Consider the following 24995-nt stretch of genomic DNA (forward strand, 5'->3'; position numbering starts at 1 on the left):
TCACTGCAACCGCGCCCGAAGCCGGTCGGTCAGATATTCCATCACCAGCACGATGACAAAGATCGCCAGGATGATCATCGACGCATTCCGGTACTGGAAGAGGTCAAACGCCACCTTCAGCTCCTGCCCGATGCCACCTGCGCCCACCAGCCCCAGCACGACCGAGGACCGAACCGCCTTTTCCAGCGCGAAAAGCGCCGTATTGATCATCGACGGCGCCGCATCCGGCAGGATCGCCCCCAGCAGGATGGAGACGCGGCTGGCCCCGATGGCCGCCAGCGCCTCCTGCGGTTCCTTGTCCGAATCCTCCATCGCTTCGGCAAAGAACCGGCCGCAGAACCCGATCGTGTCGACGACGATGGTCATGGTCCCCGCCACCGCGCCCAGACCCACCGTCGCCACGAAAAGCAGCGCCCAGACCAGATCCGGCACCGTCCGCATCAGCGACACGAAAGCCTTCATCAGGAAACCGCCCCGCCCAAGCGGCGTGATCCCCCGCGCCGAAAGCCAGCCGATGGGCAGGCTCAGCACGATGCCGATGGCGGCCCCCACCAGCGCGATCTGAAAGGTCTCCACGATGCGCCAGCCCATGCGGATCAGGAAATCCGGATCGGTATTGGGCGGCATCATCCGGTCCATCAGCCGCACCATGCCCGGCGCGCCGTCGATCAGCCGCTGTGGCGAAGGGGCCACCTGCCCCATGGAGGCAAGGATCACCGCCCCCGCCGCGACCATCAGCACAAAGCTGACCGGCGACAGCCCTTCGAACCGGCCCGGCAGGCTGCGGGATGCGGGTGTGTCAGCCATCGAATGTCTCCTCAAGATCGCGGTCGGTCACCTCTCCGCTTGGCCGGTCGAGGAAGATGCGCCCCCGCCGCAGCGCCACCACGCGGTCCGAAAACTCCCGTGCATGCGCCATGTCATGCGAGGTGAAGAGCAGTGTGATCCCATGATCGCGGCAGAGCCGGGTGAAGAGCTCCATCACATCCCGCCCCGCCACCGGATCGAGGCTCGCCGCCGGCTCATCCGCAATGAGCAGGCGCGGCCTGCGGATGATGGCGCGGGCCACCGCCACGCGCTGCTGCTGCCCGCCCGACAGCGCATCGGCGCGGGAGGCCGCGAATTCCGCCAGATTGACCTCCGAAAGCGCATCGAGCGCGGCATGGCGCCAACCCTCCGGCGCCAGAGCCTGCGAAAAGGCGCGCCAGCTGCCGCCCTCTCCCAGCATGCCATGCACGACATTCGACAGCACGGTCCGGCGCCGCACAAGGCAATGTTTCTGAAAGACAAACCCGGTCATCTTCCGCATCCGCGCCCGCTGCGCCGCCGTCGGCTGGCTGGCAAAGCTTTCCCCCAGCATCGTGACCTCTCCGCCTGAGATCGGATGCAGCCCGATCAGCGATTTCAGCAGGGTCGACTTGCCGGACCCATTGGCCCCGATCAGCGCCACCCGCTCGCCCTCGCAGACCTCCAGATCGACGCCCTGCAGGATGGTGCGGCGACGGTCATAGGATTTCCGGACGTCGCGGAGCGTGATGACGGGCGGGCCAAAGACTGGCGCCGGGGCGGCAGGCGCGGTGACCTCGCGAAGGGTTTCGATGACGTCAGTCAAACTGATTGGCCTTTCGGGATATGTGGCTTCTTGGCTTGCGCAGATAAGCTGACGGCGTGCCACCAAGATGTGGCATTAGAAATAAGGGCAGCGCCGTCCCGCGGGGTGGCGCATGAGCGCCGCCCCAGGGGGGCGGGTCGGCGCTGCCCGGCGTGAACGCCGGGCGGGACCTAAAATCTGCGTCCCGCGAAATCGGCCTGATGTTAGCCGCGCAAAGAGACATCAAAGCACCAGCCTGCCCATTTCCCAGGAACATCCCCAAACAGCCCCGGGGGCCACCGCAGCAGCCCCCAACGCCGTCCGGACAAAACCGGCTCAATCGCCCACAAAGGCCGAGGTATCGACGCCGATCGTGCGGTACATGTCGCGCACATAATCGTAATTCGCGTCCTTCACCTTGGTCAGGAAGAACCCGCCCTCGTATTTCTTGTTGTCCTCGCCCTGGATCACCGCCGCCATCAGCTTGGCACCGTCATTGACAAAGGCATCCGCGATCTTCTGCTTGGCCGCGCCATCCATGTCCTTGCGCGCCACGAGGATATCGTTCGGCAGGTCGCGTCCACGGGCGATCACGGTAAAGGACTGCTCCGGAAAGGCCTCCCGGATACGGCGCAGATGGCCCTCGTTCATGCCCACGGCCTGAACGTCACCCCGGATCAGCGCCTCGATGGCGACGTTGCGGGACAGGATCTGCGGCTGGTAATCCGTGCCATAGGTCAGACCGAAATCTGCCAGAGCCTGTGCCGGTCCCAGATGCTGGGAGGTGGAGCCGACAGAGCCGAAGGTCACGACCTTGCCCTTCAGATCGGCGACCGAGCCGATATCGCCTTCGGACAGGGTCACGATCTGGGCGTAATAGTTCGGACGCTGCCAGGCGACGACGATCTCGGCATCCGTCAGCTCCTTGATCACCACGTATTCGGCGGGACCGGTCAGAACCAGATCGACAGCGCCCTGGTTGATCGCCTCGACGGCGGCGGTGCGCGACGACACCGGGAAGAGCTCGACATCGAGCCCGGTGATCTCTTCAAGGCTGGCCTCGAAGGCCGCGAATTCCTGCTGGAGCGCCTCCAGCCCCTCGATATCGGTGACCGCGAACTTGATGGGCTCGGCGGCAAGCGGCGTGGCCGCGGCAAGTACGGCGGCAGTCATGATCGTGCGAAGCATGTGGTCCCCCTTGGTATCTGCTGTATATACAGCAATGTCACACAAGCCTGCGATAGGTGATTCCTGTGACGCGTTGATGACGGAAAGGCCTGTGAATGCGCTTGAATGACTGGGTGATCGAAAACGGGTCGGTCCTGCGGGACGGCGAGATGACGCAGACCCCGCTGTCTATAGAGGCGGGTCATGTCACCGATATGTCACCCGCCACCGCCCGCCGGTTCGACGCCACGGGCTGCTATGTCCTGCCCGGCATCGTCGATGTGCATGGCGACGGGTTCGAACGGGTGGTGAACCCCCGCCCCGGCGTCAGCTTCGCCCTGCCCCTCGCGCTGGAGGAAGCCGACCGCCAGATGATCGCCAACGGCATCACCACCGCCTATCACGGGCTGACGGCCTCGTGGGAGCCGGGCGAGCGCAGCGTGGGGGCCGCCCGCGCCTTCCTCGCAGGGCTCGACACGGCCCGGCCCCGGCTCGACTGCGATACCCGCGTGAATCTCAGGTGGGAAGCCTTCTGCCTCGACGACCTTGAGGAGATCGCGGGCTGGGTCGAAACCCGCCCCGATATCCTGCTGTCGCTGAACGACCACCTGTCGGCCTATCTCAAGCATGACGAGACCAGCAAGAAGATCGCCCGCATGGCCGACCGCACCGGCCTGTCGCGCGCAGACTGCATCGCCGCCGTGCATCGCCAGAATGCCCGCCGCGGCGAGGTGCCCGCCGCCATCGCCCGAATGACTGAAGCGGCGCTAAATGCAGGACGCATGATCTTTGCCCATGACGAGATGACGCCCGAAGAGCGGCGGACAAACCGCGCCCTCGGCGTCACCACCTCCGAATTCCCGATGAGCCGGGACACGGCGGCAGAGGCCATCGCGGCTGGCGAGCCCGTGATCCTCGGCGCGCCCAATGTCGTGCGCGGCGGCTCCCAGAACAATGCCATCGGCGCGGAGGAGAGCATTGCAGAGGGCCTCTGCACCGCGCTCACCTCCGACTATTACTACCCCGCCCTCTTCCACGCCGCCTTTACCCTGGCGGACAGGGGCACACTACCGCTGGCCGGGGCCTGGGCGCTTGTCTCCTCCGGCCCGGCGCGGGCGGCGGGGCTGACGGATCGCGGCACCCTTGGCATGGGGCAAAGGGCGGATATGATCGTGGTCGACAGGGCCAGCCGCCGCCTCCGCGCGGTTTTTGTGGCGGGCCGGAAAGTGCTGGACCGTGAATAAACGCCTCAATATCGACAGCGTGGACCCGGCGACGCTGGACCAGATCCGGGCGCTGGCCTGCAAACCCTATGGGTCGCGGGGGGAGCGCGCGGTCTGGCTGCAAATCTGCGACCGTCTGGGCGAGGCCTGCACCACGGGCCCCCTGCAGGCCGGCACCCGCCTGCCCGGCGAGAACGACCTGGCGGAGATGTTCGACGTCAGCCGCCTGACCATCCGCAAGGCCCTGTCGAAACTGCAGCAGGAAGGCCAGCTGCAGGCGCGCAAGGGGGTGGGCATTTTCGTGCGCAACATCCCCGCCCGCTATACCGTGGCCGACAACCTGCGCTTCTCCCAGAGCCTCGACGCAGCACAGGCGCGGATCGAGACGCGGACCCTGTCGCTGGGCCCCGCCACTGCCGGTATCGAAGCCGCGCGGGCGCTTGGTCTCAAACCCGGCGCCCCGGTGATCCGGCTGCACCGTGTCCGTATCGTCGACGGGGCACCCGCCTACCTGACCACCAAGGACCTGCCCGCCGCGCGCTTTCCCGAATTCGACGCCCGCTACCGCCCGCGCCAGTCCATCGCCGATGTCTATGCCGGTCACGGGATCGCTGCCTATGCCCGCACCGAAACCCGGGTCACCGGCGGATTTGCCAGCCGGGAGGAGGCCGAGGCCCTGCAGCTGACCCCGCGCACCCCGCTGATCATCGTCAAATCGGTGAATTGCGACCCGGAGGGGGTCCCGGTGGAATTCAGCATCGGCCGCTGGCCGCTGACGGCGGTGGAGCTGGTCTTTGGCCGGGCAAGTTTGGACGCCGATTAATCCGGTGGTCTGATCCGGAGGAGCGCCTGCGGCGCACGCCATGATTGCGATGTCCTGCGGACATCGGGCGCGCTCCGCGCGGGAGTATTTCTGCCAAGATGAAGGGGCGGGCGTGGCGCGGGCCTGGCCGGGATTGGGCCTGCCATGACCGAAATGGGGCCTTGCGCTTCGGCGCGGGGCGCGTTTTGCTTGGCCCCTGATTGCGGCAGACCGGGAGGCTGCATTGGCCCGGAAGAACATCCTCTTCATCATGTGCGACCAGCTGAGGTACGACTACCTGGGCTGCGCCGGTCATCCCACCATCCGGACGCCGCATATCGATGCGCTGGCCGCGCGCGGGGTGCGGTTCGACCGGGCCTATGTCCAGTCGCCGATCTGCGGCCCGTCCCGCATGTCGTTTTATACCGGGCGCTATGTCCGGTCGCATGGATCAAGCTGGAACAACTTTCCGCTGCGGGTGGGCGAGATGACGCTGGGCGATCATCTGGAGCCGCTGGGGGTGCGGACGGCGCTTTGTGGCAAGACCCATATGTCGGCGGATATCGAGGGGATGAAGCGGCTGGGCATCGATCCGGGCTCCGGGATCGGGGCGCGGATATCCGAATGCGGGTTCGAGGTCTGGGACCGGCTGGACGGGCTGCATCCGGACGGGGTGGAAGAGCCCAGCCATTACAATGACCACCTGCGGAGCCTCGGGTTCGACGGGCCCAACCCCTGGGAACAATGGGCCAATTCCGCCGAAGGTGATGCGGGGGAGATCCTCTCGGGCTGGCTGATGGAACATGCCGACAAGCCCGCGCGCGTCACGGAGGCGGAGGCGGAGACGCCCTATACCACCACCCGCGCCATGGCGTTCATCGAGGAGGCCGGGGAGACCCCCTGGTGCCTGCACCTGAGCTATATCAAGCCGCACTGGCCCTATATCGTGCCCGCCCCCTATCACGACATGTACGGGCCTGAAGATGTGATCCCCGCCGTGCGGTCGGAGGCCGAGCGCGAGGGCGCCCATCCGGTGCTGGAGGCCTATTACCAGCACCGTTTTTCCCGTGTCTTTGCCCGGGACGAGGTGCGCGATCGGGTGATCCCGGCCTATATGGGGCTGATCAGCCAGATTGACGACCAGATCGGGCGGCTCATGGCATGGCTGGACGAGACGGGCCGGGCCGAGGAGACGCTGATCGTCTTCACCTCCGACCATGGCGATTATCTGGGCGATCACTGGCTGGGGGAGAAGGAGCTGTTTCATGAGCCTTCCGTCCGCATCCCGCTGATCGTGGTCGATCCCGGCGCGGAGGCGGATGCGACGCGGGGGACGGTCTGCGACGCGCTGGTGGAAGCGATTGACCTGGTGCCGAGCTTCCTCGACTGGGCGGGTGGCAAGGCGGTGCCGCATATTCTGGAAGGCCGGTCGCTGTTGCCCCTTCTGGCGGGAGAGACCGCGCCGCTGCGGCCGGCCGTGATATCCGAATACGACTATTCGGTGCGGCGGGCGCGGGGGCTGCTGGACCAGCCGATCGGAGACTGCCGGCTGGTCATGGTGTTTGACGGGCGCTGGAAATATGTCCATGCGGAGGGCTTCCGCCCCATGCTCTACGATCTGAAGAGCGATCCGGAGGAGCTGCGGGATCTGGGCGCCGATCCGGCCCATGCAGCCGAACGGGACCGGCTGGAGAAGATGATGCTACGCTGGTCGCTGCAGCATCATAACCGGGTGACGATTTCAGACGAGGTGATTGCGCAACGCTCCGACGGGGAGCTGCGGCGCGGCTATGTGATCGGCTTCTGGGATCAGGCGGAGCTGGATGCGGCCCGCGCCGAAGGGCGCAGCGGCAACTGAGCGCCCGGAAGCCCGGAGCCCCGCGATACGGAGGGGCCGAGGGGTTTCACCCCTCGGGCTCCCCAGGATATTTTTGGCAAGAAAAAGCAGGGGCGCGGGCGCGAAGCACCGGATATGCCTGCTAAATCCGCAGGGCGCCGCCGAGAGCGAGCCACCGTACGCTCCCCCCCTTTACGCGCAACACCCCCCCTTTACATGTTAGAGAAGGGCTGGCCCATTAGAGGCCGGACCAGCAAGGAACGGGGACAGACCATGGCCATCACCGCGAGCATCCGCCATCTGACGCATTACATGTATGACAAGCCGGTCATGCTGACGCCTCAGATCATCCGGCTCAGGCCCGCGCCGCATTCGCGCACCCGTGTGATCTCTCATGCGCTGAAGGTAAGCCCCGAGGGGCATTTCGTGAACCATCAGCAGGATATTTACGGCAACTGGCTGGCGCGGTTTGTCTTTCCCGAGCCGGTACGGGAGCTGAAGATCGAGGTCGACTTGGTGGCCGATATGACGGTCTACAACCCGTTCGATTTCTTCGTGGATGACACGGCCAAGGAATGGCCCTTCACCTATCCGGCCGAGATCACCGACGATCTGGTGCAATATCGCAAGACCGAGGATTTTGGTCCGCTCTTCCTCGAATACCTGTCGAAGATCCCGCGCCAGACCACGACCACGGTGGATTTCCTCGTCGAGATCAACGCCAGCCTGCAGCAGCATATCGACTATATCGTGCGGATGGAGCCCGGCGTGCAGACGCCGGAGGAGACGCTGCGGCTGAAGAAGGGCTCCTGCCGCGACACCTCCTGGCTGCTGGCGCATCTGCTGCGGCATCTGGGGTTCGCGACGCGGTTCGTCTCCGGCTACCTGATCCAGTTGAAGCCCGATCTGGTCTCGCTCGACGGGCCTTCGGGCACGGATCACGATTTCACCGACCTGCATGCCTGGTGCGAAGTCTACCTGCCGGGCGCGGGCTGGATCGGGCTCGACCCGACCTCCGGCCTGCTGACGGGCGAGTCGCATATTCCGCTGGCCGCCACCCCGCATTACGCCAATGCCGCGCCAATTGTCGGCGGGTTTTCTGGCGATCCGGACACCCAGACCACCTTTGATTTCGACATGGAGGTGATCCGGACGGCCGAACATCCGCGCATCACCAAGCCCTTCTCCGACGAGGCCTGGGAGGCGCTGGATGCGCTCGGCAAGAAGGTCGATGCGGCGATCGAAAAGGCCGACATGCGGCTGACCATGGGGGGCGAGCCGACCTTCGTGTCGATCGACGATTTCGAGAGCCCGGAATGGAACACCGCCGCCGTCGGGCCGCAGAAACGGGCGCTGGCCGATGAGCTGATCCGCAAGCTGCGGGACCGTTTCGCGCCGGGCGGCTTCCTGCATTACGGTCAGGGTAAATGGTATCCGGGCGAGACGCTGCCGCGCTGGACCTTCTCGCTCTTCTGGCGGCGCGACGGGCAGCCGGTCTGGAAGAACGCTGATCTGGTGGCGAAGGAGACCGCGAAAGGCGCCACGGCCGAGGATGCGGGCAATTTCATGCGGACCTTTGCGGAGACGCTGGGCCTGCCTGCGGACAATGCCCAGGCCGCCTATGAGGACCCGGCGGAATGGATCCTGAAAGAGGCCGACCTGCCCGCCAATGTCACCCCCGACGACCCCAAGCTGAAGGATCCGGAGGCGCGCGCGCGGATCGCCCGCGTGTTCAATCGCGGATTGACCGAACCCAGCGGATTTATCTTACCTGTGCAACGATGGCAGTCAAAAGCGCAGCCTTCGACCCGCTGGAAGTCGGAAAAGTGGAAGACGCGGCGCGGTCATCTCTTCCTGATTCCGGGTGACAGCCCTGTCGGATTCCGCCTGCCGCTGGGCAAATTGCCCTATATCCCGGCGTCGAACTACCCCTACACCTATCAGGCCGATCCAACGATTCCGCGCATGCCCCTGCCCGACTTCCACGCCGATCTGGCGGAGCGTCGCCGCGCCATCCTGGAAGAGCTGGAGCGGATCGCGAAGGAGGAAAACGCCGCCACGCCGGACGTCGCCACCGACCGCCAGCAGCCCGTCTCCTCCCTCAAGGCCGATACAACCGAACGGCAGGATATCAACGAGCAATCGCTGGAGCCTGTGGGCGGCGAGGTCCGCACCGCGATTGCCATCGAGCCGCGCGACGGGCGGCTCTGCCTCTTCATGCCGCCGGTGGAGACGCTGGAGGATTACCTTGAGCTGCTCACCACCGCCGAATCCACGGCAGAGGAGCTGGGCCTGCCGATCCATATCGAAGGCTATGCGCCGCCCGATGATCCGCGCCTGAACGTGATCCGCGTCGCCCCCGATCCGGGCGTGATCGAGGTCAACGTGCATCCGGCGCATAACTGGCAGGATTGCGTCGATATCACCACCGGCATCTATGAGGAGGCGCGGCAGTCCCGCCTTGGCGCCGACAAGTTCATGATCGACGGGCGGCACACCGGCACCGGCGGCGGCAACCATGTGGTGGTGGGCGGTGCCACGCCGGGCGACAGCCCCTTCCTGCGGCGGCCCGACCTTCTGCGCTCCCTCGTGCTGCACTGGCAGCGGCATCCCTCGATGTCCTACCTCTTCAGCGGGCTGTTCATCGGGCCGACCTCCCAGGCGCCCCGGATCGACGAGGCGCGGCACGATACGCTCTACGAGCTGGAGATCGCGCTGGCCCAGATCCCCGATCCCACGGACGACTATCCGCAGCCGCAGCCCTGGCTGGTCGACCGGCTGCTGCGCAATATGCTGATCGACGTCACCGGCAATACCCACCGGGCGGAGATCTGCATCGACAAGCTCTTCTCCCCCGACGGGCCGACCGGGCGTCTGGGCCTTGTCGAATTCCGCGGGTTCGAGATGCCGCCGGATGCCAAGATGAGCCTTGCCCAGCAGGTGCTGATCCGGGCGCTTCTGGCGCGGTTCTGGGACAAGCCCATCAAGGGCAAGCCGGTCCGCTGGGGCACCACCCTGCACGACCGTTTCATGCTGCCCTATTTCGTCTGGCAGGATTTCCTGGGCGTGCTGCGCGAACTGGACGATCACGGCTTCAAGATGCGCCCCGAATGGTACGAGGCGCAGAAGGAATTCCGCTTCCCCTTCTCGGGCGAGGTTGATTACGAGGGCGTGCATCTGGAGCTGCGGCAGGCGCTGGAACCCTGGCATGTGCTGGGCGAACGCGGCGCCATCGGCGGCACCGTCCGCTATACCGACAGCTCGGTCGAGCGGATGCAGGTGCAGCTGACCGCCACCGATCCGGGCCGATACATCGTGACCTGCAACAAGCGGGCGATCCCGCTGGCGGAAACGGAGACCTCTGGCGTCAAGGTCGGCGGCGTGCGCTTCAAGGCCTGGCAACCGGCCGATGCGCTGCACCCGGTGCTGCCCGTCAACGCGCCGCTGACCTTTGATATCTTCGACACCTGGACCGGTCGCGCGCTTGGCGGCTGCACCTACCATGTGGCGCATCCGGGGGGACGCAACTACGACACATTCCCGGTAAATGGCAACGAGGCCGACGCCCGCCGTCTTGCCCGGTTCGAGAAAACTGGTCATACCATCGGCTCTTATTGGCCCGCGCCAGAAACCCCGCATCCCGAGTTTCCGATGACGCTCGACCTGCGGCGGTCGCCCGGTATCTGACCCGGGGGTACCTCGGGTCGGAACGGATGACATGGAAAAAGCGAAGCCTGTGCCGCACCGCTTCCCTCTGCTGGACGGATATCGCCCGCCTGACGGCGTGGCGGACGAGCTTCTGCGTGCAGACGGCAGCCTGCGCGAGGTCTGGGAGCCGCTGATCCGTCACCTGTCGGAGATGAAGCGCGGCGAGATCGACCAGAGCTTTGCCCGTGGCGACCAGTATCTGCATGATGCCGGGGTCTATTTCCGCCACTACACCGCCGAAGGCTCCACCCCCCGCGACTGGCCGCTGAGCCATGTGCCTGTCGTCATCGCGCAGGAGGAATGGGATCAGCTGGCGGAGGGGCTCATTCAGCGGGCCGACCTGCTGGAACGGGTCATGGCTGACCTCTACGGCTCCGGCGCGCTGGTGTCCGGCGGGCTGCTGCCCGCGCAGCTGGTGGCGCGCAACCCGGAATGGCTGCGGCCATTGGTGGGCATTCACCCCCGCTCGGGCCATTTCCTGCATGTGCTGGCCTTTGAGGTCGGGCGCTCCCCGGACGGGTCATGGCTGGTGCTGGGCGACCGGACGCAGGCGCCCTCGGGCAATGGCTTTGCGCTGGAAAACCGCATGGCCACCAGCCGCGTCTTTCCGGACGTCTTTGCAGAGGCGAATGTCGAACGGCTGGCAGGCTTTTACCGCGAATTCCGCGAGGCGCTGAATGCGCTGCGCCCCGAGGGCGAGGGCCGCGTGGCGATCCTGACGCCGGGGCAGCATACCTCCACCTATTTCGAACATGCCTATATCGCGCGCTACCTCGGCTATCTGCTGCTGGAATGCGAGGATCTGCGGGTCGTCAAGGGCCGGCTCATGGTGCGCACGATCAACGGGCTTGAGCCGGTCTCGGTCCTCTGGCGCCGGCTCGATTCCCGCTTTGCCGATCCGCTGGAACTGGACGAGAACTCCGCCCTCGGCACGCCCGGCATGGTGGAGGCGATCCGCGCGGGCACGGTCACGATGATGAACGCTTTGGGCTCCGGCGTGCTGGAGGCGCGGGCGCTCATGGCCTTCCTGCCCCGGATTTCCCGTACCCTGCTGGGCGAAGAGCTGAAGCTGCCCAATATCGCAACCTGGTGGTGCGGTCAGGGCAGCGAAATGGCCTATGTCCGCGACAATCTCGAACGGATGATGATCGGCCCGGCCATGTCCACCCAGCTGCCGTTTGAGCTGGACAGCGCCACGGCCCTTGGCGGCCGCTTCCGCGATGCCGCCGAACGCCCCGTGATGGACTGGCTGCAGGAAAACGGCGCCGATCTGGTCGGTCAGGAGGCGGTGACGCTGTCGACCACCCCCGCCATGATCAAGGGCAAGCTGGTCCCCCGCCCCATGGTCATCCGCGCCTTTGCCGTGCGCACGCCGCAGGGCTGGACCGTCATGCCCGGCGGCTATGCCCGGATCGGCCGGACCGAGGACCCGACGGCGCTGGCCATGCAGAACGGCGGGTCGGTTGCGGATGTCTGGGTCGCCAGCCCCCGACCGGTGGCCTATGAGACGATCTCCGGCCAGACCGACAGCGCCTTCCTGCGCCGCCGTCCGGGCCGCCTTCCGGCACGGGCCGCCGATAACCTTTTCTGGCTGGGGCGGAATATCGAACGGGCGCAATCGACCGTGCGGACCCTGCGGGCCTATCACCTGCGCAAGGACGAAAGCGGCAACCGGCCCCTGCCCGTCCTCGACCACCTGCGCGGGCACCTCAAGCCGCGCGGCATCGACATGAAGACCGCCGTGCCGACAGGCCTTTTACAGATGTTCGAACTGGCGCAGGGCTGCGCTGGCAAGGTCCGCGACCGGTTCTCCGACGATGGTCTGCATGCGCTTGATGATCTGGCCCGCACCGCCCGGCATTATTCGACGCTGGAGATGGACGGGGACGAAACCTCTGCCGTGATGAGCCTCCTCCTGCAGAAGCTCGCCGGGTTTTCGGGTCTGGTCAGCGACAATATGTTCCGCTCTTCCGGCTGGCGCTTCATGACCATGGGGCGGGCGCTGGAACGGGGCATCCAGATCTCTCAACTGCTGGCGGATTTCGCCGATCCCGACGCGCCGTCGGGCAGTTTCGACGTGGCGATCGAGATCGGCGACAGCGTCATGTCCCACCGCCGCCGCTACAATGTGGAGACCAACCGCAACACGGTGATCGACCTGCTGGCGCTCGACCCGGAGAACCCGCGCTCGGTGATCTCCCAGGCCGCGATCCTGATGGCCCAGCAGGAGGAACTGCCGCGCGAAAGCCTGAGCACCCAGATGCGCCCCGCCGCCCGCCGCATCCTGCGCCTGCACACCCAGCTGGCCATTGCCGCGCCGGAGGATATGCAGACCAAGGCGCTCTACGGTCTCAGCCAGCAGCTGATGCGCATTTCCGACGATCTGTCGGCGCAATATATGGGCTGAGGGGGCTGATCCGATGATCTACGACATCACCCTTGCGGTCGATTATCACTATGCCAGCCCGGCGGGCGCGGCGCGGATGGTGCTGCGCATGCTGCCCCAGACCATGACCGGCCAGCGCCTGATCACCGGCCTGCTGGAGATCGACCCGCGCCCCGACGATCGCCGCGACGGCTATGACTTCTTCGGCAATGCCATGACGGAGGTCGCCTTTGACGCCCCCCTGCGCGAATTGACCGTGCGCTTTCAGGGCCGGGTGGAACGGTATGAGGCGCCGATGGGCATGGATCTGTCCTGCCCGCTCTCGGTGCTGGCGAAGGAGCTGGCAGAGGTCAATTCCATCGGCCCCTTCTCCCCGCATCATTTCCTGGGCGCATCGGAACGGGTCCGGCCCTTTCCGGCGGTGGAAGCCTTTGCGCGGGAGACGACAGCGCCGCAGATGTCGGTGCTCTCGGCCGTGCAGGCGATCTCGGCCCGGCTGCACAAGGAATTTGACTTCGACCCGAGCGCCACGGATGTGACCACCGACCCGGAGGTGGCGTTTGAGAACCGCAAGGGCGTCTGTCAGGACATCAGCCATGTGATGATCGCCGGGCTGCGGTCGCTGGGGATACCTGCGGGCTATGTCTCGGGTTTCCTGCGGACGGTGCCGCCGGAAGGTCAGGCGCGGCTTGAGGGGGCCGATGCCATGCACGCCTGGGTGCGCGCCTGGTGCGGGCATGAAATCGGCTGGGTCCAGATCGACCCGACCAATGACATGCCGGCGGGGCGCGACCACGTGATCGTGGCGATCGGGCGGGATTATTCGGACGTGGCGCCGGTCAAGGGGTCGTTCCGGACCGCCGGAGAGCATGAGACCGAACATGCGGTGGATGTGGTGCCGGTGGAGTGAGCCGTGCGAGCGCCGTCCCGCGGGGTGGCGCTTAAACGCCTGAGCGGGTGCGCTTTATCTTCACACATCCCTCCGACCTCTGCAGTCATCGATAACGGCAACCAAGCGCCGCCCCGGGGGGCGGGACGGCGCTGGCGCGGCGGCCTTCGGCCTTGATTCCGCGCGGGTGGCTCGCCCCCCGCTCCTTCTACCCTCCGAATAGAGCTCCAGCCGCGCAAGCGCCGTCCCGCGGGGCGGCGCTGAAACGCCTGAGCGGGTGCGCTTTATCGTGACACATCCCTCTGACCTCTGCGGTCATCGATAACGGCAACCAAGCGCCGCCCCGGGGGGCGGGACGGCGCTGGCGCGGCGGCCTGCGGCCGTGATTCCGCGCAGGGGCACCGGTCCACCGGTGCCGGTAAAGTCACATCTTCCGCCGCAGCCCCACGGCCTTGCGCAGCGCGTCGATATGGTGCTCGCCCTTGTCCGAGGACTTGTCCGTCCCCTTGCCCACCAGCCAGTAATTGTTGTGGGTGATGAGCCGCCGCACATGCCCCTCATCCACCCGGCCGAAGGGCGTCAGCTTGGGCATCACCGCCACATCGCGGATCCCGACCATCGCCTTCTCTCCCAGCTCATGGCCAAAGACCTCTCCCACCGGGCCGGAGATCACATCGCCCAGCACAATCGCCTTCGCCTCCGAATAGAGGTTGGTCCAGCGGGTATAGCCAAAGACCGCCGCATGATGCGGCACCCGGCGCCAGTCATGCTTGCGGCCCTTCGTCTCCTCCGGGTCATAGCCGATGTGCCACATCTGCGTGACCAGATCGTACATCAGCGCGGGCGGACAGGTCGGCAGCTCCCTGTGCAGCTGGCGGCGGCGCAGCCCGGCGCGATCCTCGGCCAGCAGAAACTCGGCATGGGTCAGCGGCGCACCAAGCGTCACGAAATCCGTCACCAGCCATTTGAACCCCTGCCCCTGCAATTCGGCCAGCGCCCTGGCCTGCTGGGCCTGATAGGCGTCGAGGTCGAGCTCGCCACCCTCCATATAGTCACCCGAAGACACCGGCAGACCGGCGGCGGCGCGGATCATATCCTCCAGCTTCACCCGCTCCGGCTGTTTCAGCGCAGAGGCGCGCCCGCCCTTCAGATCCTTGTTGTAATCGTCGAAGAGCATGTTGAGCACGTCATAGGCCACGATCGTGCCCAGCGAATGCGCCACCACGACGATCCGGTCGTAATCGCCGCTTTCGGTCAGGCGATGCAGCAGCGCGACGCCCTCCTTCCGGATCTCCATCCGCCGCGCGACATTGGGCGGCGCGGCGCGGACATAGCGCGCCACATCGCCAAACCGTTTCAGCATGACGTTGGAGACAAAGCCCGCCGCGATCAGCCCCGCAAGCCCCGAACCCACGGCAATGAAGGGCGAGACGGGCGACGGATCCTCCTTGGGCCACCAGGAATAGATCAGCCCCGCGCCACCGACGATGACAAAGACCCAGAGCAGCACCCAGATCGTCAGCACATTGCGCGGCACCCGTTTGAACGGATTGCGCCAGAGCAGACCGACCAGCCAGGCCTTCACATGCTCCAGCGTGGTGCCGTGCATGAGATGCGCCCAGTAGAATTCGTAGAAATCGGTGCGATCGCCCTCGATATCGGGCTCTGTCGTGATGCGCCTGACCTCGGTGGTGAAATTCCGGTCGTCGGGCTTGGTCCAGGAGACATTCTCGATCCGCGGCCCGCCAGTTTCCGGGTCCGGCGCCTCGGGATCGGTCAGCGTGGCATCGGTGGTCCAGACCGCATTGACGAGGTCATTGAGCGTCTGCATGGGCATCTGCTCGCCCATGCCATGAATGACCACAACCGCCTGTTTCCTGTCCATCGCACACTCCCTTGGCCCGGGCCACCACCCGGGACAGGGTAGCGGCCCCGTCCCCGGCTGTCAGGAGGTTTTGCGCGCGATGACGATCAGCCGAGATCCGGCACGATCAGATCGCCCACGCCGCCATCGGTATGAAGCGGCGCGCCGGTCACGGACTGCAGATCGTCCATCGACAGATCGGGCAGCTTTTCGATCAGCACGAAATGCCCGTCCACGACATCGACCACCGCGAGCGAGGAATAGACCCGCGTCACACAGCCCACGCCGGTCAGCGGCATGGTGCAGGTATCCACCAGCTTCGGCTTGCCATCCTTGGTCACGTGATCCGTCACCACGGCCACGCGTTTCGCCCCGTGCACAAGGTCCATCGCCCCGCCGACGGCCGGAACACCGCCCTTGCCCGTCGACCAGTTCGCCAGATCGCCGTTCTGCGCCACCTGGAAGGCACCGAGGATCGCCACATCCAGATGCCCGCCCCGCACCATCGAGAAACTGTCGGCATGGTGGAAAAAGGACGTGCCGGGCTTGATCGTGATCGGCTTCTTGCCGGCATTGATCAGGTCCCAGTCTTCCTCGCCCTCGGGCGGCGCGGCGCCGAAATCGAGCACGCCGTTCTCCGTATGGAAAATCACCGTCCGGCCTTCGGGCTGGAACCGCGCGACCATCTCCGGAAAGCCGATGCCGAGGTTCACATAGGCCCCGTCCTGAATATCCTGCGCGGCGCGCCAGGCGATCTGGGCATTGCTGAGCTTGATCTTGGCGATATCGGTCATGGGTAGGTCGCTCCGGCGCGGATCAGCGCCTCTTCCTGCTGGGCATCGGGCACTTCGACGACATGGTCGACAAAGATGCCGGGGGTGATGACATGGTCCGGTTCGATCCCGCCCAGCGGCACGATCTTGCGGGCCTGCGCCACGGTGACATCCGCCGCCATGGCCATGATCGGGTTGAAGTTGCGGCCCGCCAGCCGGTAGGTCAGATTGCCGTGCCGGTCGGCCTCTTCGGCCTTGATCAGCGCGACATCGGCCCTGAGCCAGCGTTCCTGCACATAGGGTTTGCCGTCGAATTCGGCCACGGGTTTGCCCTCTGCCAGTTCCGTCCCGTAGGAGGTCGGCGTGTAGAAGGCCGGGATACCGGCGCCTGCCGCGCGGATGCGTTCTGCCAGCGTGCCCTGTGGCACCAGCTCAAGCTCGATCTTGCCCTCCAGCCAGCGGGAGCTGAAGGCGGAGCTGTCCGACGATCGCGGGAAGGAACAGATCAGTTTCCGCACCAGCCCCGCCTCGATCAGCGCGGCCACGCCCACACGGCCATTGCCGGCATTGTTGTAGATGATCGTCAGATCTTTTGCGCCATGGTCCACTGCCGCATGCAGCAGCTCAACCGGAGCACCGGAGCCGCCAAAGCCGCCGATCATGACCGTCATCCCGTCCTGCAGGACCGAAACGGCCTCTGCCAGGCTGCCTGTCGTCTTGTCCAAGGAAATTCTCCGTCGCCTGTTCCAGCGCCGAACGTTAAGGAGAGCGGCCCGCTTGTCCAGTGCAAACCCGGGTTCGCCAAAGCGACACCGCTGGCAAAACGCAAAACACAGCTCCGATCAGGACCAAAGAAAATACCCGGAGGCGCAAGCGCCCCCGGGGTCTTCGTTAAATGAATTTTCCGATTAACGGACCTATTACGTGCCGAACAGGTCGCCCCGTCCGGTAGGACCACAATCTCAGACCAACCCTACCGTCGCGTTAAAACGCACAACTTTCTGAGGCAGACCCGACCTGCGGGAACAAGCTGTTCCCATCAAGTGATCACGAAAGCCGGAGCGGCCCGGTGGCTTGCGGCCCTCCGTCAACTCCGGTGCCGCATCGATGACCTTGTCGCCGCCCCGGCACCAAACCCCTGCGCAAAGGCTGCGCCCAGACCGGCAAGCGATACGGGCTGTGGCGGTGGCATCCGGCGCGGTCGCCGCATGCCCAGCACAGCAATGATCAGGCCGAGCCCGGCGTAGCTGCATCCGATCACGGTGGCCGCGAAAAGCGCGTCACGCAGATCGCTGAGCGCAATCCATGCCGCGACGGTCAGAAAGGCCAGACCGATGCAAAACAGGCAGAGACCGGCCAGGCCAAAACCGGCCCGGCGCAGCGACAATCTGAGTGATGCGAGCACCTGACGCCCCTCTTACCGACGTGCCGAAATCAGCCCGAGCAGGAAGCCGACGCCAGCGGCGATCCCGACGGCAGCGGCAGGATTGTCGCGCACGGCGGTTTCGGCCTGCGCATAGCCCTGACGCAGCTGCGCCTCGGCATCGTGGCCCAGCGCTTCGGCCCGGACGCGCACCTCTTCCGCACGGCGCGAGGCCGCAGCGCGGGCCTCATTGCCGCGATTTTTCCCATAGGCGGACATCGTCCGCGTCAGTTCAGCCACATCCGCCTGCAGAGTCGCGATCTGAGCCTTTACGTCATCAGCGCCGATCTCGGTTTTTTTGGCGGCGGCGGTTCCGTTCGAAGCCATGTCTTATCTCCTGTCAGTTCAAAACCTTCAGAAGCTAAACGGCGACCGCCCGCTCATGGTTCCATGGCCACATCGCAAAGATTTTGCCGCAGAACAACCGCAAATCGGCCGCATTTCATTTGTAAAAATCGCAAGACACCCGTTTGAGAAGATACTTGAAATGCTGCATATCAAGCAAAATTCCCTTTGGATGCGCCTGCTGCCCGCGATTCTGGTGGCACTGGCCCTGACGCCCGCCGCCCCCTCTCCCGCTTCTGCGGCCTCTCTGCTTTGCGCGCTCTTCAACACCTGCGACGACGATGATGACGAAGACGTCGAAGCGACCGGCGTGGTACATGTGGTCTATGGCGTCGGCGGTGCCTTCATGCCCGACCGCGTCTTCGCGGCCGCAGGGGATGAGGTGAAATTCTACAACCTCTCCAGCAACGGCCTGAAGGTCAAAGAAAAGAACAATGACTGGTCCAGCACCACGCTGTACCGCAACCAGTCCTATACCGTGATGGTGTCAGGCACGAATGATATCGAATTCCGTAAGTCGACCTATGGAAACACATCCATGACCGGCAAGATCCTGATGGAGAGCGTCCCCGACGAGTTCGACTATGGAGAGCTCATCGATAGCAACGGCAATATCATCGGCAAGGACGGCGTGGTCGTCGGAGTCGCCACCGGGCTGGGGTATACCCTGGCCGCCGTTGGCGGTGTCGTTCAGGATCTGGTTGGCGGACTGACCGGCGGCACCAGCGGTAATGGCAACGGCAACGGCAATGCCAACGGCCTGACCAACGATTACGGCGACGGCAACAACACCAACTGACCGCGGTCAGGTCCCAAGCGGCTGCATCAGCGACGCTCCTGTGGCCCGGTTGGAATTGACCTCCTGACCGACCCGGTACATGGCGATGGTCTCGTCGGACGCGGCGGTCATAAGCCGGGCCGCCCCCGGCCCCTCCTCGCCCAGCCATTTGGCCCAGTCCTGACTGTCCAGAATCACCGGAATCCTGTGATGAATTTCGGCCATCCGGCCGGTGGACTCGGTCGTGACGATGGCGCAGGTCGTCATCTGATCCTCTCCCTGCGCCCAGTCCTGCCAGATCCCCGCCATGACAAGCGGCGCGCCGTCAGCCCTGTGGATGAACCACGGCAGCTTGTCCTTGCCCGACCGGTCCCATTCGTAAAACCCATCCGACACGATCAGGCAGCGGCGATCCCGCGCGGCGGCCCTGAAGGCCGGCTTCTCTGCAATCGTTTCGGCCCGCGCATTGATCAGCAGCGGCCCGTCTGACTTGGTCTTGTACCAGTGCGGCAGGAACCCCCACCGCATCACAACCAGCCGCCGGCGATCCGCACCGGCGCGGATCACATTGATCTGAACTGTCGGACAGACATTGTAATTCGGCACGGCGGCAAGGTCATTGTCCGGCACAGCCGCAAACAGCTGCGCCATCGCATCGGGAGGCAGGGTGACGGCAAAGCGGCCACACATCTCAGCCGGTCCAGCCTTTCCGCGCCAGCGCGATCCGCGCCTCCATCATCGACATGTCTTTCATGAGCACATGACGGCGGTCGCGGTCCGACTCCTCCAGCAATTCGGCGCGCAGCGCGCGAAGCTGGCGCGACAGGGTGACGAATTCCGGTTCCGCCCCGTTTTCCTCCATCACCCGGCGCAGCAGCGCATTCTCCGGATCCTCCAGCCGCGGCAAGGGTTTGCCCGCGCCCGGCAGGTTGTCGAATTCGCCATTGCGTTCCGCCTCGGCGATCTTTGCGCTGATGAGGTCGATCAGGGGATGGTCCATCATGCACACCCTTCTGCCTTATACGCCTCCCGCGCGTCGGCAAAACGGGACAGGCCCTCCTCCCCCCAGACCTCGCGCGGGTTGTAGAATTCCTCAAACACCCGCGTAGCTTCCGGCAGGGGCAGCCAGGGCCGACGGGTCGAGGTATATATATGCACATCCGGCACGATGTCATGATCCGGATCAAGCGTGCCGACCCTGAGAAAGGCAATCGCCGGGCCGGATTGCGCATAATGCGACCAGAGCGTCACGCCACAGGCGGCGCAGCGCTGTACGATCTGTCCCCTGCCGCTCTGCGAGGCGAGAGTTGTCGCGACGGGCGCCCCCGCATCCAGCGTGATAGCGCTGCGTTCGACAACCGCGTTGACCGCAAACGCGGCGCCGGTTTCGCGCTGACACCATGTGCAGTGGCAGGCATGGGTGACGATCGGCGCAACGGTCAGCGTATAGCGCACGGCACCGCAGTTGCATTGTCCCTGCATGGCGTTGTTCCCCTGTTAATAACTACCACAATAGCCGATGTACTATGCTAAGACAGGCTATTGTTTATCAATCCCGGATCTCAAGCCAAGCTTACTCCAACCGCCCTCCATGAAGGAAAATAAATGCCGACCCAAAAAACTCAGAGGATAACGGTCCAAACACCGACTGGTGAAAAGAGTTTGTTTAGACAATTTGAGATGACGGATGGAAAATTTTGTCTGGAAGTGATTTCTGGAGGATTTCGCAGAGATGGAACTGCAGCAGCCTCGGAAGACACCATTAAATATCAAAAGATATCAATTCACCCCAGCAACGCATCGGAGCACGAATGCACCATTCACATAACTCAGAATGGTCAGAACATGGAACAATCACACAATATTGGATCAAGACGGCTAAGAGACGGAAAACACAAACACCTTCTTTCCAAACGATTCTCCGATTTCGCAAGTGCAAAATATTTGACGCCCGCCCACAAGAAATCTTTAGTTACATGCAGTACGGATCCGCGCCTAGAGTGTCTAATGGCCCACGTCTTTGCCCGACGAACGTCTTCCAAAGCATTGATCAAAAATGAAAACCTGTATCTGAAGCACTCAATACCAGGACAAATTTTCTCGGTAGACATATTGTTTACCAAGATTCCGTTCCCAGCACTGCAAACAGGCTTCCTGTCCGCTTTATACACTTCACCACCGGGCAAGAGATCACTTGAATTCGATAAGGGCGCTCGACGACTCATGTTTAGCGCGAAAGACTCAAATGAAGATTACGCTGAGGACCCAAATTTTTTTTGACCAGTGTCTAGTCGCAGACTTTCTTGGGGAAATATCCTTATCAACCAAAAAGCCCGACAAGGCGATAGTTATTCTAGAGGAGATATACCAGATAGTGGGACCAAATCAGTTGAAAAAATCTCTACATCCAGACGGTCGCGCCCTAGAATTAATGGCCCAACTGCTGACACTTTTCCCCAGACAACAATAACCCCCGCCGGATCGCGCCGGCGGGGGTCGGAACCTTGAGAGGTCAGCCGAATAGCGGCTTACTTCTTGGTGATACGCCCGTCGAGATAAGGCGTATAGGGCGCGTGCGCGGCCAGATATTCGGCGGTCACATCGGCCAGATCGGGTCCGAAGTCATAGGCATTCGCGGCATCCGCGAACATCTTGAAACCGTCGCCCCCGCCCCGGACGTAGTTATTCGTCACGGCAAGGTAGGTGGCGGCCGGGTCGATCGGCGCCCAGTCGTCGCCGGATTTGACCATGACATCCGACACGCGCGATCCGACCTCGGCCGCCGGATCGAAGGTGTATTTCAGACCGGCCACCTGCGCAAAACGCCCGGCGCCCTCTTCATACTGGCTGACGCCGTTCTCAAGTGCCGCGACGATGGTTTCGCCGGTCGCCTCGAAGGTGGAGAGCGTGTTCTGGAACGGCAGCACCGTCAGAACCTCCCCCATCGTGACCTCGCCCGCGTCGATCGAGGCCCGCAGACCGCCGCCATTTGCAATCGCGATGGTCACGCCCTGATCCGCCACACGGTCCAGCATGGCATCGGCCACCAGATTGCCCATCGTGCATTCCATCGCCCGGCAGGACCCGCGTTCGCCGTCAATCGCCTCGGCAGTTTGGGCCACGACCTTGGAACGGATTTCCTCCAGCGGAACGGCGGCTTCGGCGATCCGCGACACGGTCGGCGCGTCCTCGGCCACGGCGGCGTCCATGATGATGGGCGCCCCGCTTGCCTCCGTGATCACCCCGGCATCGTCAAAGGTCACGTTCAGTTCGCCCAGAAACTTGCCGTAGGCATAGGCCGAGACGATGGCAACGCCGTTGACCATGGTCGGATAGGGCCCCTCTGCCCCGTCCATATCGCCCAGAAGGGTGTTGGAATGGCCACCGACGATCACGTCGACGCCGGTGGTGTTTTCCGCCACCTTCTGATCGACGCCGTAGCCCGAATGCGACAGCACGATGATCTTGTTCACGCCCTCTTCGGTCAGCTTGTCGACCTCACCCTGCACAGCGTCGGAGGGGTCGGTGAAAATGACATTCGGCCCGGGCGAGGCCAGTTCATCCGTATCCTGCGGCGTCAGGCCGATCAGGCCGATCTTTTCGCCCTCTTTTTCGATGACGGTCGATTTCATCAGCACATCCGCCAGCAGCGGCTCGCCCGAGACATCGGCATTGGACATCAGGATCGGGAAATCGAGCGCATCCATAAAGCCGCGCAGCACTTCTGGACCGTCGTCAAACTCGTGGTTGCCCACGGTCATCGCGTCATAGCCCATCTTGTTCATCATCTCGGCGGCGAGCTTGCCCTTATAGTAGGTGTAAAAGAGCGTGCCCTGGAACTGGTCGCCGCCATCCACGAGGATGGAATTGGCGGAACGGGCGCGGGCGTCCTCGATCGCGGTGACCAGACGTGCAGAGCCGCCGAAGCATTTGCCTTCGGTATTGTCTTCCGCGGAACAGCCGCTGTCGTATTTCGAGATCGGCTCGAACCGGGCATGGAAATCGTTGGTATGCAGAATGGTCAGCGAATAATCGGCCATGGCCGTGCCGGCGGTCAGCGCGAGCGCGGCAGAGGCGGAAAGCAAACGGACAGACATTGACGTCCCCTGTTATGTGAAAGTTATGTGACGATGCTGCAACGCAAATGCAGGGCTGTCAAAGCACAAACGTAAAGCGCGGGCATGACGGGCGGATGACGGCAGGTCAGCCGTCGCCGCCTTGGGCGGCGGCGATAAACCTGCTTTGATCGCCACCGCCTCTCAGGGAGGCTTGACGGAGACCGGGCGGCGGGGCATCTCCCGCCCATGCTGATCTACAAGATATTCCGCGCCGCCGAATGGCAGGCGCTTGTCTCCGCCGGAGAGACCGCAGGCGCGCCTGTGGACCTGGCCGACGGGTTCATCCATTTCTCCACCGCTCAACAGGCGCGGGAGACGGCGGCGAAACATTTCGCGGGCGAAGACGGGCTGATCCTCGTTGCGGTCGAGGCGGCACCCCTGGGCGATGCACTGAAATGGGAAGTGTCGCGCGGGGGCGCGGATTTCCCGCATCTTTACCGAAACCTGCGTATTAAGGACGTGGCCTGGCAGGACGACCTGCCTCTGGCCGGTGGCACTCATCTTTTCCCGGACCGCATGATATGAGCCTCGGCACCACCCTCGTCGAAGATATCGGCCTTGCCGCGCTGCGCCGGATCGACCCGGAAACGGCGCATAAGATCGCGCTCCTTGGCCTGCGCGCGGGCGCGGTGCCGCTGGCCGGTCTGGTCACCTCGCCACGGCTGGTGACAGAGATCGCGGGGCTGAAACTGGCCAATCCCGTGGGCCTTGCCGCAGGCTTCGACAAGAATGCCGAATGCCTGGCGCCGCTGTCGCGCGCCGGCTTCGGCTTTGTCGAGGTCGGCGCGGCCACCCCCCGGCCCCAGCCCGGCAATCCCCGCCCCCGCCTGTTCCGGCTGACCGAAGACCGCGCGGTCATCAACCGCTTTGGCTTCAACAACGAGGGGATGGAGGCGATCGGCAAAAGGCTGGAGGCCCGCCCCCGTGACGCTGTGATCGGTCTGAACCTCGGCGCCAACAAGGACAGCGCCGACCGGGCCGAAGATTTCGCCCGCGTCCTGTCGCATTGCGGCGCGCATCTGGATTTCGCCACGGTCAACGTGAGTTCTCCCAACACCGAGAACCTGCGCGATCTGCAGGGTGCCGCCGCTTTGGAAGCGCTGCTGGCCGGCGTGATCGAGGCGCGCAACTGGCTGCCCCGCCGCATTCCCGTCTTCCTCAAGATCGCGCCCGACCTGACCCGGTCCGAACTGGCCGATATTGCCCGCATCGTGATGAACCGCGGCATCGACGGTATCATCGCGACCAATACAACGCTGGACCGGGAGGGGCTGTCCTCCCGTCATCGCGACGAAAGGGGCGGTCTGTCGGGCGCGCCGCTTTTCGAGAAATCGACCCGCGTGCTGGCGCAGCTGTCGGAGCTGACAGAGGGCAAGGTTCCGCTGATCGGCGTTGGCGGCATCTCCACCCCGGAGCAGGCTTATGAGAAGATACGCGCCGGCGCCTCGGCCGTGCAGCTCTATTCGGCCCTGGTTTATGGCGGGCTCTCACTCGCTGCGCGGATTGCGCAGGGGCTGGATGAGCGCCTCAAACGCGAAGGCTACAAAACCCTGTCCGAGGCCGTCGGCAGCGGACGAAAGGACTGGCTATGATCCTGTGGCACAACCCCCGCTGCACCAAGTCGCGGCAAACCCTGAACCTGCTTGAGGACTACGGCATCCGGCCGAAAATCCGCCCCTACCTGCTGGACCCACCAAGCGAGGCAGAGCTGCGCGAGGTGGCCGAGAAGCTGGGCGTCGGCCCGCTGGGCATGATGCGCACCAAGGAGAAGGCCTTTAAGGAGATGGGGCTGACGATCAATGCCTCCAACGATGCGCTGTTTGCCGCCATGGCGGCGGCGCCGGTACTGATCGAACGGCCGATCCTGATCGCCGGCGACCGGGCGGCCATCGGGCGGCCGCCCGAGAACGTTGTGCCGCTGCTGGAAGAGGCCTGAGCCCGGCGGCAGTTCTGGCGGCGGGCGCCGGAGGCTCTGCCTCCGGACCTCCGGAGTATTTTCGCCAAGATGAAGGGGGGCGGCGGGCTGGACCTCAGCCGGATGCTGAAATTCTCAGCCGCAAGACTTTCATCAATCAGTATCGTTTGATTGTG

The 24995-nt window shown here is 64.4% G+C and carries 23 protein-coding genes; 11 read left to right on the forward strand and 12 right to left on the reverse strand.

Annotated features, from left to right (window positions below; translation table 11 throughout):
- From phnE to ACRARG_RS05345, 3 genes are all read right to left on the reverse strand, one after another.
- On the reverse strand, positions 1-807 hold the full coding sequence (gene phnE, locus ACRARG_RS05335; RefSeq protein ID WP_432688956.1) for a phosphonate ABC transporter, permease protein PhnE: 807 nt from the start codon (positions 805-807) through the stop codon (positions 1-3).
- Entirely contained in the window at positions 800-1612 is an 813-nt protein-coding gene (locus ACRARG_RS05340) for a phosphonate ABC transporter ATP-binding protein (RefSeq protein ID WP_432688957.1), read from the reverse strand. Before ACRARG_RS05340 ends, phnE begins: the two co-directional genes overlap by 8 nt.
- A gap of 315 nt (positions 1613-1927) precedes the next feature.
- Positions 1928-2779 carry a PhnD/SsuA/transferrin family substrate-binding protein gene (locus tag ACRARG_RS05345; RefSeq protein WP_432688958.1) on the reverse strand — a complete coding sequence of 284 codons (852 nt, stop codon included), beginning with the start codon at positions 2777-2779 and terminating at the stop codon, positions 1928-1930.
- Positions 2780-2874: 95 nt separating this feature from the next.
- Here ACRARG_RS05345 and ACRARG_RS05350 point away from each other — a divergent pair, with 95 nt between their 5' ends.
- From ACRARG_RS05350 to ACRARG_RS05375, 6 genes are all read left to right on the forward strand, one after another.
- Positions 2875-4002 (forward strand): alpha-D-ribose 1-methylphosphonate 5-triphosphate diphosphatase, encoded by a 1128-nt coding sequence (locus ACRARG_RS05350; protein ID WP_432688959.1) that lies wholly within the window; start codon positions 2875-2877, stop codon positions 4000-4002.
- Entirely contained in the window at positions 3995-4804 is an 810-nt protein-coding gene (gene phnF, locus ACRARG_RS05355; protein WP_432688960.1) for a phosphonate metabolism transcriptional regulator PhnF, read from the forward strand. The genes ACRARG_RS05350 and phnF overlap by 8 nt, the downstream gene beginning before the upstream one ends.
- Positions 4805-5027: 223 nt before the next feature.
- Positions 5028-6641, forward strand: a complete 1614-nt coding sequence (locus ACRARG_RS05360; RefSeq protein ID WP_432688961.1) for an alkaline phosphatase family protein — start codon at positions 5028-5030, stop codon at positions 6639-6641.
- 252 nt (positions 6642-6893) lie between these two features.
- Positions 6894-10307 (forward strand): transglutaminase family protein, encoded by a 3414-nt coding sequence (locus tag ACRARG_RS05365; RefSeq protein WP_432688962.1) that lies wholly within the window; start codon positions 6894-6896, stop codon positions 10305-10307.
- 31 nt (positions 10308-10338) lie between these two features.
- Entirely contained in the window at positions 10339-12735 is a 2397-nt protein-coding gene (locus ACRARG_RS05370; RefSeq protein WP_432688963.1) for a circularly permuted type 2 ATP-grasp protein, read from the forward strand.
- Between the two features lie 13 nt (positions 12736-12748).
- Positions 12749-13624 carry a transglutaminase family protein gene (locus ACRARG_RS05375; protein ID WP_432688964.1) on the forward strand — a complete coding sequence of 292 codons (876 nt, stop codon included), beginning with the start codon at positions 12749-12751 and terminating at the stop codon, positions 13622-13624.
- Positions 13625-14027: 403 nt separating this feature from the next.
- On the opposite strand, the gene ACRARG_RS05380 is transcribed toward ACRARG_RS05375, so the two are convergent.
- The 5 genes from ACRARG_RS05380 to ACRARG_RS05400 all read right to left on the reverse strand — a co-directional run bounded on the left by ACRARG_RS05380 (position 14028) and on the right by ACRARG_RS05400 (position 17990).
- Complete coding sequence (locus ACRARG_RS05380) at positions 14028-15488, reverse strand: hypothetical protein (protein ID WP_432688965.1); 1461 nt, start codon at positions 15486-15488, stop codon at positions 14028-14030.
- An 86-nt stretch (positions 15489-15574) separates the two neighbouring features.
- Positions 15575-16261, reverse strand: a complete 687-nt coding sequence (locus tag ACRARG_RS05385) for a 3-oxoacid CoA-transferase subunit B (protein WP_432688966.1) — start codon at positions 16259-16261, stop codon at positions 15575-15577.
- Positions 16258-16965, reverse strand: a complete 708-nt coding sequence (locus tag ACRARG_RS05390) for a 3-oxoacid CoA-transferase subunit A (RefSeq protein WP_432688967.1) — start codon at positions 16963-16965, stop codon at positions 16258-16260. The genes ACRARG_RS05385 and ACRARG_RS05390 overlap by 4 nt, the downstream gene beginning before the upstream one ends.
- A gap of 362 nt (positions 16966-17327) precedes the next feature.
- Positions 17328-17645: a phage holin family protein gene (locus ACRARG_RS05395; RefSeq protein WP_432688968.1), complete on the reverse strand. Its 318-nt coding sequence runs from the start codon at positions 17643-17645 to the stop codon at positions 17328-17330.
- A 12-nt stretch (positions 17646-17657) separates the two neighbouring features.
- Complete coding sequence (locus ACRARG_RS05400) at positions 17658-17990, reverse strand: glycine zipper domain-containing protein (RefSeq protein ID WP_432688969.1); 333 nt, start codon at positions 17988-17990, stop codon at positions 17658-17660.
- On the opposite strand from ACRARG_RS05400, the gene ACRARG_RS05405 reads away from it, so the two are divergent.
- Complete coding sequence (locus ACRARG_RS05405; RefSeq protein ID WP_432688970.1) at positions 17989-18807, forward strand: hypothetical protein; 819 nt, start codon at positions 17989-17991, stop codon at positions 18805-18807. The genes ACRARG_RS05400 and ACRARG_RS05405 overlap by 2 nt on opposite strands.
- A 6-nt stretch (positions 18808-18813) precedes the next feature.
- Here the strand turns inward: ACRARG_RS05405 and ACRARG_RS05410 are convergent, their stop codons facing one another.
- From ACRARG_RS05410 to ACRARG_RS05420, 3 genes are read right to left on the reverse strand one after another with little or no spacing between them, the layout of a single operon-like run.
- Positions 18814-19476 carry an SOS response-associated peptidase gene (locus ACRARG_RS05410; protein ID WP_432688971.1) on the reverse strand — a complete coding sequence of 221 codons (663 nt, stop codon included), beginning with the start codon at positions 19474-19476 and terminating at the stop codon, positions 18814-18816.
- 1 nt (position 19477) lies between these two features.
- Complete coding sequence (locus ACRARG_RS05415) at positions 19478-19786, reverse strand: DnaJ family domain-containing protein (RefSeq protein ID WP_432691318.1); 309 nt, start codon at positions 19784-19786, stop codon at positions 19478-19480.
- Positions 19786-20268, reverse strand: a complete 483-nt coding sequence (locus tag ACRARG_RS05420; RefSeq protein ID WP_432688972.1) for a GFA family protein — start codon at positions 20266-20268, stop codon at positions 19786-19788. The genes ACRARG_RS05415 and ACRARG_RS05420 overlap by 1 nt, the downstream gene beginning before the upstream one ends.
- 123 nt (positions 20269-20391) lie before the next feature.
- Here ACRARG_RS05420 and ACRARG_RS05425 point away from each other — a divergent pair, with 123 nt between their 5' ends.
- On the forward strand, positions 20392-21066 hold the full coding sequence (locus ACRARG_RS05425; RefSeq protein WP_432688973.1) for a hypothetical protein: 675 nt from the start codon (positions 20392-20394) through the stop codon (positions 21064-21066).
- A gap of 248 nt (positions 21067-21314) precedes the next feature.
- On the opposite strand, the gene ACRARG_RS05430 is transcribed toward ACRARG_RS05425, so the two are convergent.
- Positions 21315-22883 carry a bifunctional metallophosphatase/5'-nucleotidase gene (locus tag ACRARG_RS05430; protein ID WP_432688974.1) on the reverse strand — a complete coding sequence of 523 codons (1569 nt, stop codon included), beginning with the start codon at positions 22881-22883 and terminating at the stop codon, positions 21315-21317.
- Between the two features lie 207 nt (positions 22884-23090).
- On the opposite strand from ACRARG_RS05430, the gene ACRARG_RS05435 reads away from it, so the two are divergent.
- Genes ACRARG_RS05435 through arsC form a run of 3 tightly spaced genes read left to right on the forward strand, consistent with a single transcriptional unit; the run spans position 23091 to position 24840 of the window.
- Positions 23091-23429, forward strand: a complete 339-nt coding sequence (locus ACRARG_RS05435) for a DUF952 domain-containing protein (protein WP_432688975.1) — start codon at positions 23091-23093, stop codon at positions 23427-23429.
- On the forward strand, positions 23426-24496 hold the full coding sequence (locus tag ACRARG_RS05440) for a quinone-dependent dihydroorotate dehydrogenase (RefSeq protein ID WP_432688976.1): 1071 nt from the start codon (positions 23426-23428) through the stop codon (positions 24494-24496). Before ACRARG_RS05435 ends, ACRARG_RS05440 begins: the two co-directional genes overlap by 4 nt.
- On the forward strand, positions 24493-24840 hold the full coding sequence (gene arsC / locus ACRARG_RS05445; RefSeq protein ID WP_432688977.1) for an arsenate reductase (glutaredoxin): 348 nt from the start codon (positions 24493-24495) through the stop codon (positions 24838-24840). The genes ACRARG_RS05440 and arsC overlap by 4 nt, the downstream gene beginning before the upstream one ends.
- Positions 24841-24995: the final 155 nt, after the last annotated feature.

The organism is Pseudooceanicola profundi, assembly GCF_050897955.1.
In the GTDB taxonomy this organism is placed as follows: domain Bacteria; phylum Pseudomonadota; class Alphaproteobacteria; order Rhodobacterales; family Rhodobacteraceae; genus Pseudooceanicola.

Bases quoted from the DNA above. Each gene is read 5' to 3' on its own strand.
- ACRARG_RS05385 (WP_432688966.1), bottom strand. From the start codon at position 16,261: ATGACCGATATCGCCAAGATCAAGCTCAGCAATGCCCAGATCGCCTGG.
- arsC (WP_432688977.1), top strand. From the start codon at position 24,493: ATGATCCTGTGGCACAACCCCCGCTGCACCAAGTCGCGGCAAACCCTG.
- ACRARG_RS05370 (WP_432688963.1), top strand. From the start codon at position 10,339: ATGGAAAAAGCGAAGCCTGTGCCGCACCGCTTCCCTCTGCTGGACGGA.
- ACRARG_RS05350 (WP_432688959.1), top strand. From the start codon at position 2,875: ATGCGCTTGAATGACTGGGTGATCGAAAACGGGTCGGTCCTGCGGGAC.
- ACRARG_RS05405 (WP_432688970.1), top strand. From the start codon at position 17,989: ATGTCTTATCTCCTGTCAGTTCAAAACCTTCAGAAGCTAAACGGCGAC.
- ACRARG_RS05400 (WP_432688969.1), bottom strand. From the start codon at position 17,990: ATGGCTTCGAACGGAACCGCCGCCGCCAAAAAAACCGAGATCGGCGCT.
- ACRARG_RS05415 (WP_432691318.1), bottom strand. From the start codon at position 19,786: ATGGACCATCCCCTGATCGACCTCATCAGCGCAAAGATCGCCGAGGCG.
- ACRARG_RS05365 (WP_432688962.1), top strand. From the start codon at position 6,894: ATGGCCATCACCGCGAGCATCCGCCATCTGACGCATTACATGTATGAC.
- ACRARG_RS05430 (WP_432688974.1), bottom strand. From the start codon at position 22,883: ATGTCTGTCCGTTTGCTTTCCGCCTCTGCCGCGCTCGCGCTGACCGCC.
- ACRARG_RS05420 (WP_432688972.1), bottom strand. From the start codon at position 20,268: ATGCAGGGACAATGCAACTGCGGTGCCGTGCGCTATACGCTGACCGTT.
- ACRARG_RS05435 (WP_432688975.1), top strand. From the start codon at position 23,091: ATGCTGATCTACAAGATATTCCGCGCCGCCGAATGGCAGGCGCTTGTC.
- ACRARG_RS05380 (WP_432688965.1), bottom strand. From the start codon at position 15,488: ATGGACAGGAAACAGGCGGTTGTGGTCATTCATGGCATGGGCGAGCAG.
- ACRARG_RS05440 (WP_432688976.1), top strand. From the start codon at position 23,426: ATGAGCCTCGGCACCACCCTCGTCGAAGATATCGGCCTTGCCGCGCTG.
- ACRARG_RS05425 (WP_432688973.1), top strand. From the start codon at position 20,392: ATGCCGACCCAAAAAACTCAGAGGATAACGGTCCAAACACCGACTGGT.
- phnE (WP_432688956.1), bottom strand. From the start codon at position 807: ATGGCTGACACACCCGCATCCCGCAGCCTGCCGGGCCGGTTCGAAGGG.
- ACRARG_RS05345 (WP_432688958.1), bottom strand. From the start codon at position 2,779: ATGCTTCGCACGATCATGACTGCCGCCGTACTTGCCGCGGCCACGCCG.
- ACRARG_RS05375 (WP_432688964.1), top strand. From the start codon at position 12,749: ATGATCTACGACATCACCCTTGCGGTCGATTATCACTATGCCAGCCCG.
- ACRARG_RS05410 (WP_432688971.1), bottom strand. From the start codon at position 19,476: ATGTGTGGCCGCTTTGCCGTCACCCTGCCTCCCGATGCGATGGCGCAG.